This window comes from Pseudoalteromonas sp. SR45-5 (assembly GCF_014163565.1).
Classification (GTDB): Bacteria; Pseudomonadota; Gammaproteobacteria; order Enterobacterales; family Alteromonadaceae; genus Pseudoalteromonas; species Pseudoalteromonas distincta.
In genome coordinates this window covers 1-6,847 of the sequence record NZ_JACJDN010000178.1, presented here as the reverse complement: position 1 = coordinate 6,847, position 6,847 = coordinate 1, and the positions used below count along the sequence as shown (strand labels likewise).

At 39.7% G+C, this 6,847-nt stretch carries 5 protein-coding genes; 2 read left to right on the top strand and 3 right to left on the bottom strand.

What is annotated here, in order from left to right:
• The first annotated feature begins 170 nt into the window (after window positions 1–170).
• Window positions 171–1,751: a BCCT family transporter gene (locus H5072_RS08720; RefSeq protein ID WP_182693287.1), complete on the top strand. Its 1,581-nt coding sequence runs from the start codon at window positions 171–173 to the stop codon at window positions 1,749–1,751.
• 80 nt (window positions 1,752–1,831) lie between these two features.
• Here the strand turns inward: H5072_RS08720 and H5072_RS08715 are convergent, their stop codons facing one another.
• The 3 genes from H5072_RS08715 to H5072_RS08705 form a co-directional block, all read right to left on the bottom strand.
• Window positions 1,832–2,542 (bottom strand): 3'-5' exonuclease, encoded by a 711-nt coding sequence (locus H5072_RS08715; RefSeq protein ID WP_182693286.1) that lies wholly within the window; start codon window positions 2,540–2,542, stop codon window positions 1,832–1,834.
• Between the two features lie 3 nt (window positions 2,543–2,545).
• Window positions 2,546–4,441 (bottom strand): DUF294 nucleotidyltransferase-like domain-containing protein, encoded by a 1,896-nt coding sequence (locus H5072_RS08710; RefSeq protein WP_182693285.1) that lies wholly within the window; start codon window positions 4,439–4,441, stop codon window positions 2,546–2,548.
• Between the two features lie 148 nt (window positions 4,442–4,589).
• Window positions 4,590–5,597 (bottom strand): rhodanese-related sulfurtransferase, encoded by a 1,008-nt coding sequence (locus H5072_RS08705; protein ID WP_002961191.1) that lies wholly within the window; start codon window positions 5,595–5,597, stop codon window positions 4,590–4,592.
• A gap of 208 nt (window positions 5,598–5,805) precedes the next feature.
• On the opposite strand from H5072_RS08705, the gene H5072_RS08700 reads away from it, so the two are divergent.
• Window positions 5,806–6,847, top strand: a 1,042-nt coding sequence (locus tag H5072_RS08700) for a DEAD/DEAH box helicase (protein WP_182693284.1), incomplete at its 3' end; no start/stop codon positions are given.

The following is a 6,847-nucleotide window of genomic DNA, read 5'->3' as shown; positions in this document are numbered from 1 at the left end:
ATTTACATTTAATATTTAACTCATACACTACTAGCTGTATGATCACGCTTCAAATTAGTTAGTCTTCAAATAATTACGGTATTACTTTTTACTTAATATTTAAAGACTAATGTAATTCGATATGACGCCGAATTTATTTTGGCTTGTTAGGACAACTAAAGAGGTATTGCATGAAGGAAAATCATGACAAATATAGTATTGACAACACGGATTACACCGTAGGTCAGGACAACGTACAAAAGTGGGGGTTTGATATTCACAACCCTGTTTTTGGAACTAGTGCGGGCCTGATTGTCATCTTTTTAATCGCCATACTTGTTACCGACCCACAAACTGCAAAAACAGCGCTTGATAGTATCAAGACCGATATTATTAATAATTTTGATGCCCTATTTATGTGGGCTGCTAACTTCTTTGTACTCTTTTGTTTAGCACTTATTGTTTCTCCTTACGGTAATATTCGCCTTGGTGGTGATGGCGCTAAACCTTCTCACTCTCGCGTTTCATGGCTTGCTATGTTATTTGCTGCCGGTATGGGTATCGGCCTTATGTTTTGGGGCGTTGCTGAACCAGTTGCTTACTTTACTGGTTGGTACGAAACACCGCTTAATGTAGCCGCTAATACACCAGAAGCTGCAAAATTAGCAATGGGCGCAACTATGTTTCATTGGGGTCTTCACCCTTGGGCTATTTACGCTGTTGTTGGTTTATCTCTTGCATTTTTTACCTATAACAAAGGTTTACCGCTTTCAATTCGTTCTATTTTTTACCCTATATTAGGTGATAGAGCTTGGGGTTGGCCTGGCCATATCATTGATATCTTAGCTGTACTTGCTACGTTATTTGGCCTTGCAACATCTTTAGGTTTAGGTGCGCAACAAGCTTCTGCAGGTATTAACCATGTATTTGGTACAGAAGGTGGCATTGGCTCTCAAATTCTAGTTATTGCGGGTGTAACACTTTTAGCCATTGTCTCTGTGGTTCGTGGTATTGACGGTGGTGTGAAACTACTAAGTAATGTAAATATGCTAATTGCGTTTTCATTATTATTGTTTGTATGTTTAGTAGGCTTTGCTGTAGCAATGGGTAATGTACCCACTACCGTGATGGGCTATGTAGAAAATATTATTCCATTGAGTAATCCTCACGGTCGTGAAGACGAAACATGGATGCATGGTTGGACTGTGTTTTACTGGGCTTGGTGGATTTCCTGGTCACCGTTTGTAGGTATGTTTATCGCGCGTGTATCACGTGGTCGTACAATTCGTGAATTCTTAATTGCGGTTTTACTTATTCCTACTCTAGTTACTGTTTTATGGATGTCTATTTACGGTGGTATTGCGATTGATCAAGTAGTTAATGGTGTTGGTGCGTTAGGCACTAATGGTTTAACTGATGTACCTTTAGCTATGTTCCAAATGCTTGATGAATTACCTTTATCTAATATTTTATCGTTTATTGCAATTTTATTAGTGTTGGTATTTTTCATTACGTCATCTGACTCTGGTTCATTAGTAATTGATTCAATTACAGCTGGCGGTAAAATTGATGCACCGGTACCACAACGTATATTTTGGGCATCGGTTGAGGGCGCAATTGCAGCTGCTTTACTTTGGATTGGTGGCACACAAGCAATTGAAGCACTACAAGCAGGTGCTGTCTCTACAGGCTTGCCATTTACTATTGTATTATTATTTATGTGTTTAAGTTTAGTTTTAGGTTTACGAACTGAGCCTCGCCCAGTTAAATAATACTTTTAGTAAGTAACACTTTTAATTAGTAACGAAAACGCCGCAATTTTTGCGGCGTTTTTTTGTTTGGTCATTAAAAGCTAGAACCACAGCTCTGAGATTGGAGTATCTACACGATAATGATAACTCAGTTGCGCTTGTAAAAGTTCTGCTGTAGCAAGTGCATCCGTTAACGCATTGTGATTTTGATATGCTGGTAGGGAATAACGCGCACGGCAATCTGTTAGCCTAAGAGAACCTAATTTTGTGTTAAACAATCGCCCTAATAAACCCTGCCTTGCTTTTAGCGCTCTTTTTTCTATTTCCATTGTATCAACAAGTGCAAACTCAATACCTTCTTTAAGCCTTAACAATAACGCATTATTTAAAAAGTGACGTTCTATTGCGGCATAATGCACCACGACAACTTTACCACTGAGCGCTTCAAGTAAAGGCTCTATAATTTGATTAAAGTCGGGGGCGTCGTCCACCTCAGAATGCGTTATTCCATGTATTAAAATAGACTCTTCATGAAGGTTTCGCCTAGGCTGCACAACCCAATGCCGACTGTGCTTACAATAAATGCGCTCTAAATTGAACGGCACCAAACCAACACTCACTATATCGTCGTTTTGACTATTTAAGCCTGTTGTTTCAAAATCCATTGCTACAAAAGGCACGTCTTTTATTGCAGCTTTGTTTTGATTATAAGCACCCGCATAAAAGTGTTTTAGGAGTTTATTTTTGGTGCTATTGGCAAGCTCGTTATACCTAGCTTGCCAATCAATTGCTTTATGATTACGCGGATTCATAGGCTACTTCACACCAGAGTTTGCTGTGTAGCTAAATTTTAAATAGCTTTGTGCTTTTTCTAAAATGGCGAATGCCTCTTTTAAGTTTCGTTGCTCGAACGGAGAAAGTAAATGTGGATCTAAGTCGTTATCGGGCTCTTCGCCCTTCTCTATTTGCCACGCTTGATGGCGAATTCGCATCATGGCAATATACTCAAGTGCATCACGTAAATCTTGCGCTTTACCCTGTGGTAAAAGTTTCGCTTCAATAATGTCTTCTAGTCGCTCAAACGAATTTTGTTTACGCGAACCAATAGCCAATGCGTGCACGCGAATAACATCAGAAAGAGGTGCAGTCCCTCTTCGCTTTAAGTTCATTGAACGCTTATGTTGGCCATTATGCTCCATAACAAAGCCTTTAAAGAAACCTAGTGGAGGTGTTCTATTTCTAGCATTTGCTGCCATATTAGCTAAAAATACGCGATTTACTTTACTTTGTTTTGCTATAAATATTTTAAGCTCGTCGGCCCACTTGGTTTTACCCCACACACCGTCTAAGTCAAAAAATATAGAACTATTAAGCAATGCTTGTGGTTTTGGCTGCGCGATCCAATCTGCAAATTGATCGAACCACTGTGAGCGAGTTTTACGCCATTTTTTAAACGACGCCATAATTTCTCCATCACAGTAGGTGTAACCACACTGCGCTAAACCATCACACACAAAATCGGCAATATTTTGAAAATACGCGTTATGTTTTTCGTCGTCATAACTGTCATCTAAAATAAGCGCGTTGTCTTGATCGGTTACAATAAGTTGCTCGTCTCGAGCCATTGAGCCCAGAGCAATAAAACAGTAAGGCACAGGAGGTGGCCCAAACTTTTCTTCTGCTAATACAAGTAGTCTTTGTTTAAATGTACGCCCTATAACAGCCATGGCTGTACCAACCATGTGTGAGTTTGCATCTTCATTCACCATACGAACAAACACATTGGGCAATTGGCGTGCATAATGCGCCAAATCCTCTATTGTTTGTTGAGCCAGTATGCCACGTACAAGTAATAAGCTGCTTTGGGATTCATAACGCAAAATATCAGAGAGGGAGATAACTCCTATTGGGCGTCTTTTTTGTACTACTGGCAAATGATGTAAGTTATCTCTAAGCATGGCCAATACAGCTTCGAAAATATAGTCATTAGCATCTAATAGTACTAAGTTAGTGGACATAATGTCTTTTGCTTGCGTGTTAAAGGCAAGCCCTTTAGCCACTACTTTAGTGCGTAAATCCCTATCGGTTATTATACCAACTACTTGTCCATCATCTTCTTCTGGGTCATCATTTATGGGTTTATTTACATCGGTTACCAACACTGACGATACCGCCTCTTCGGTCATTAATTTAGCGATATCTTGTATCGTAGAGGTTGCATCTACGGTGACTACATCTCTGTGAATTAATGATTTTACCTTCGCGGTTGTCAGGTCATTGCCATCGGCTTGTTCGACAATAGCTTGATGCAAACGCACGTTACCGTCTGTTTCGAAGTAATCAGCAAACGCATCAAACTCATCACAGTAACGATTAAATAGCTCGACATTTATGCAATATACTAACGTATCTTCAAGAGCAGTTGCAGGAAAACGTACCTTACGGTTCATCAATAAACCCATTTGACCAAATATACCTGCGGTAGCCAAACGATTATACAGCTCGCCATTTCGGCGGTACATTTCTACAGAGCCACTTCTAATTATATACAAATCAGAAATGTCTTGTCCAAAACTCAAGATATCTGTTTTTGCTCTAAAATAAGCCACTTCTACTTGTTGAGCTAGCTCATTAAGCGCTTTTTGAGGTAAGTCATCAAAAGGAGGATGTTGTGCTAAAAATTGTGCGATTTCAACTTGTTCGGCTTGCATAAATCCCTTCCTGTATGCGCATTAAAATGACTAAATCTGTTTTGCAGATTAACACTATCATCGGGGTGTGAAAACAATTACTGTACAAATTTAGGCACAAAAAAAGAGCCTAAATAGACTCTTTAAATGTAATACTTATTGTATAAATTTATTTACCGCGCTGAGCGTCTTTTTGGGCTTTTTTAGCTTCTTTACGTTGCTGTAAAACAGCTTGTGCTTCATTACCAATATGGCCCTCACCACGCGCTTGCGCTAATTCTATTTGCTTTTGGCGCTCTGCAAAACGTGCGCGTTGTTCGTCCGTTACTTCTTCAATACAATGATGACAAGAGACGCCCTCCATGTATTCAGGCTTTAACTTTTCGTCTTCTGTAATTGGCATACGACACGCGTGGCATTGATCATAAGAGCCTTTTTGTAGGTCATGATCAACCGCAACGCGATTATCAAATACAAAACACTCGCCTTCCCACATGGTTTCTTCTTTTGGCACTTCTTCTAGGTATTTTAAGATACCGCCTTCAAGGTGATAAACTTCATCAAAACCTTGCTCTTTCATGTAGGCTGTCGATTTTTCGCAGCGGATACCGCCGGTACAAAACATCGCCACTTTTTTGTGTTTCTCAGGGTCTAAGTTTTCTTTTGCCCACTGTGGAAATTCGCGAAAGGTTTTAGTATTTGGATCGACCGCATTTTGAAATGTACCAATTTCAATTTCGTAATCATTACGTGTATCAATTAAAATTACTTCAGGGTCAGATATAAGTGCGTTCCACTCATTTGGCTTTACATAGCTACCCACAACTTTAAGCGGATCTACGCCTTCAACGCCCATTGTTACAATTTCTTTTTTTAGTTTTACTTTAGTGCGGTAAAACGGACATTCATCGTCGTAAGATTCTTTTGTAACGATGTTTTTTAAATTTGGTTGCTCATCTAGCCATGCTAATAAGTTGTCTATCCCTTCTCGTTTTGCAGAAACAGTGCCGTTTATACCTTCGGCAGCGAGCAATAAAGTACCGCGTACTTCATTTGCTTCCATCACTTCTAGTAATGGCTTACGGATAGCTTCAAATTCAGGTAAACCTACAAACTTATACAGCGCACACACTACAAAGTGATCGCCCGTTACATTATCTTTATGAACAACAGTCATTATATTTCCTATTTTGCCTTGTTAGCCAATATTGGCGTCTACCGAATCGTAAATCCGGCGCATATGGGGCGCGTATTTTACGCTTTTTTAGTTTAATTGCAAAAAATAGCGCTATAGATTGGTTTTTACTGTTAGCGACCTAGCTGTGTAAGCTATAATGCGCTGATAAATTTATAGAGTTAATTTGCTCATTTTGGAGAAACACACATTGCAGTTTACTGATCTTGGGATTGATACACGCCTTGAAACACAACTAGCACATCAAGGGATCACCCAGCCCACCGATATTCAAGCGCATGCAGTGCCTACCGCACTTGCAGGGCATGACATTTTCGCTCAGTCTAAAACTGGGTCGGGCAAAACCTTGGCGTTTTTATTACCTGCTGTACAAAGGGTTATGAAACAAAAAGCACTCAGTAAACGCGATCCTCGTGTACTTATTGTTGCTCCTACGCGTGAGCTTGCTACGCAAGTATTTACTCAGCTGCGTTTATTAATTGCTGGCACAGCTATTAAGGCAGTTAAAATACTTGGCGGCGAAAACTTTAATGACCAAATAAAAGCTCTTAGAAACGACCCACAATTCGTAGTTGCTACACCTGGGCGTTTAGCTGATCACATTACAAAACGCTCATTGCAATTGAGTGGACTAGAACTGCTTATTTTTGATGAAGCCGATCGTATTTTAGATTTAGGCTTTACCGAGCAGTTAAAAATGATTAACGAGCAAGCTAATCACCGTCTACGCCAAACGTTATTGTTTTCTGCAACACTTGACCATGCACAAGTAGATGCACTATCACGTAACCTATTAAAAAAACCAAAGCAAATTACGCTAAGTGCAGCAAACGAGCAACATAGTGATATTAAACAAACGTTATACCTTGCCGATCACCTTGATCATAAAGAAGCGTTATTAGAGCATTTTTTAAACCAAGATGATGTTGGTCAATGTATTATCTTCACAGCAACGCGTTCTGACACGAGCCGTTTGAGTGAAGCGCTTAATGCTAAAGGCTTCAAATCTGTAGCGCTTGCTGGTGATTTAACGCAAAACAAACGTTTAGATATCATGGATTCATTTAGTCGCGAAAACTTTAAAATATTGATCACCACCGACGTTGCATCTCGTGGTTTAGATTTGTTAAGCGTAACGCACGTTATTAACTTTGATTTACCAAAACACGCAGAAGAGTATGTACACCGCATAGGTCGTACAGGACGTGCTGGCTTTAAAGGAAATGCTATTT

Coding starts and splice junctions, on each gene's coding strand:
- H5072_RS08720 (WP_182693287.1), top strand. CDS start 171: ATGAAGGAAAATCATGACAAATATAGTATTGACAACACGGATTACACC.
- H5072_RS08715 (WP_182693286.1), bottom strand. CDS start 2,542: ATGAATCCGCGTAATCATAAAGCAATTGATTGGCAAGCTAGGTATAAC.
- H5072_RS08710 (WP_182693285.1), bottom strand. CDS start 4,441: ATGCAAGCCGAACAAGTTGAAATCGCACAATTTTTAGCACAACATCCT.
- H5072_RS08705 (WP_002961191.1), bottom strand. CDS start 5,597: ATGACTGTTGTTCATAAAGATAATGTAACGGGCGATCACTTTGTAGTG.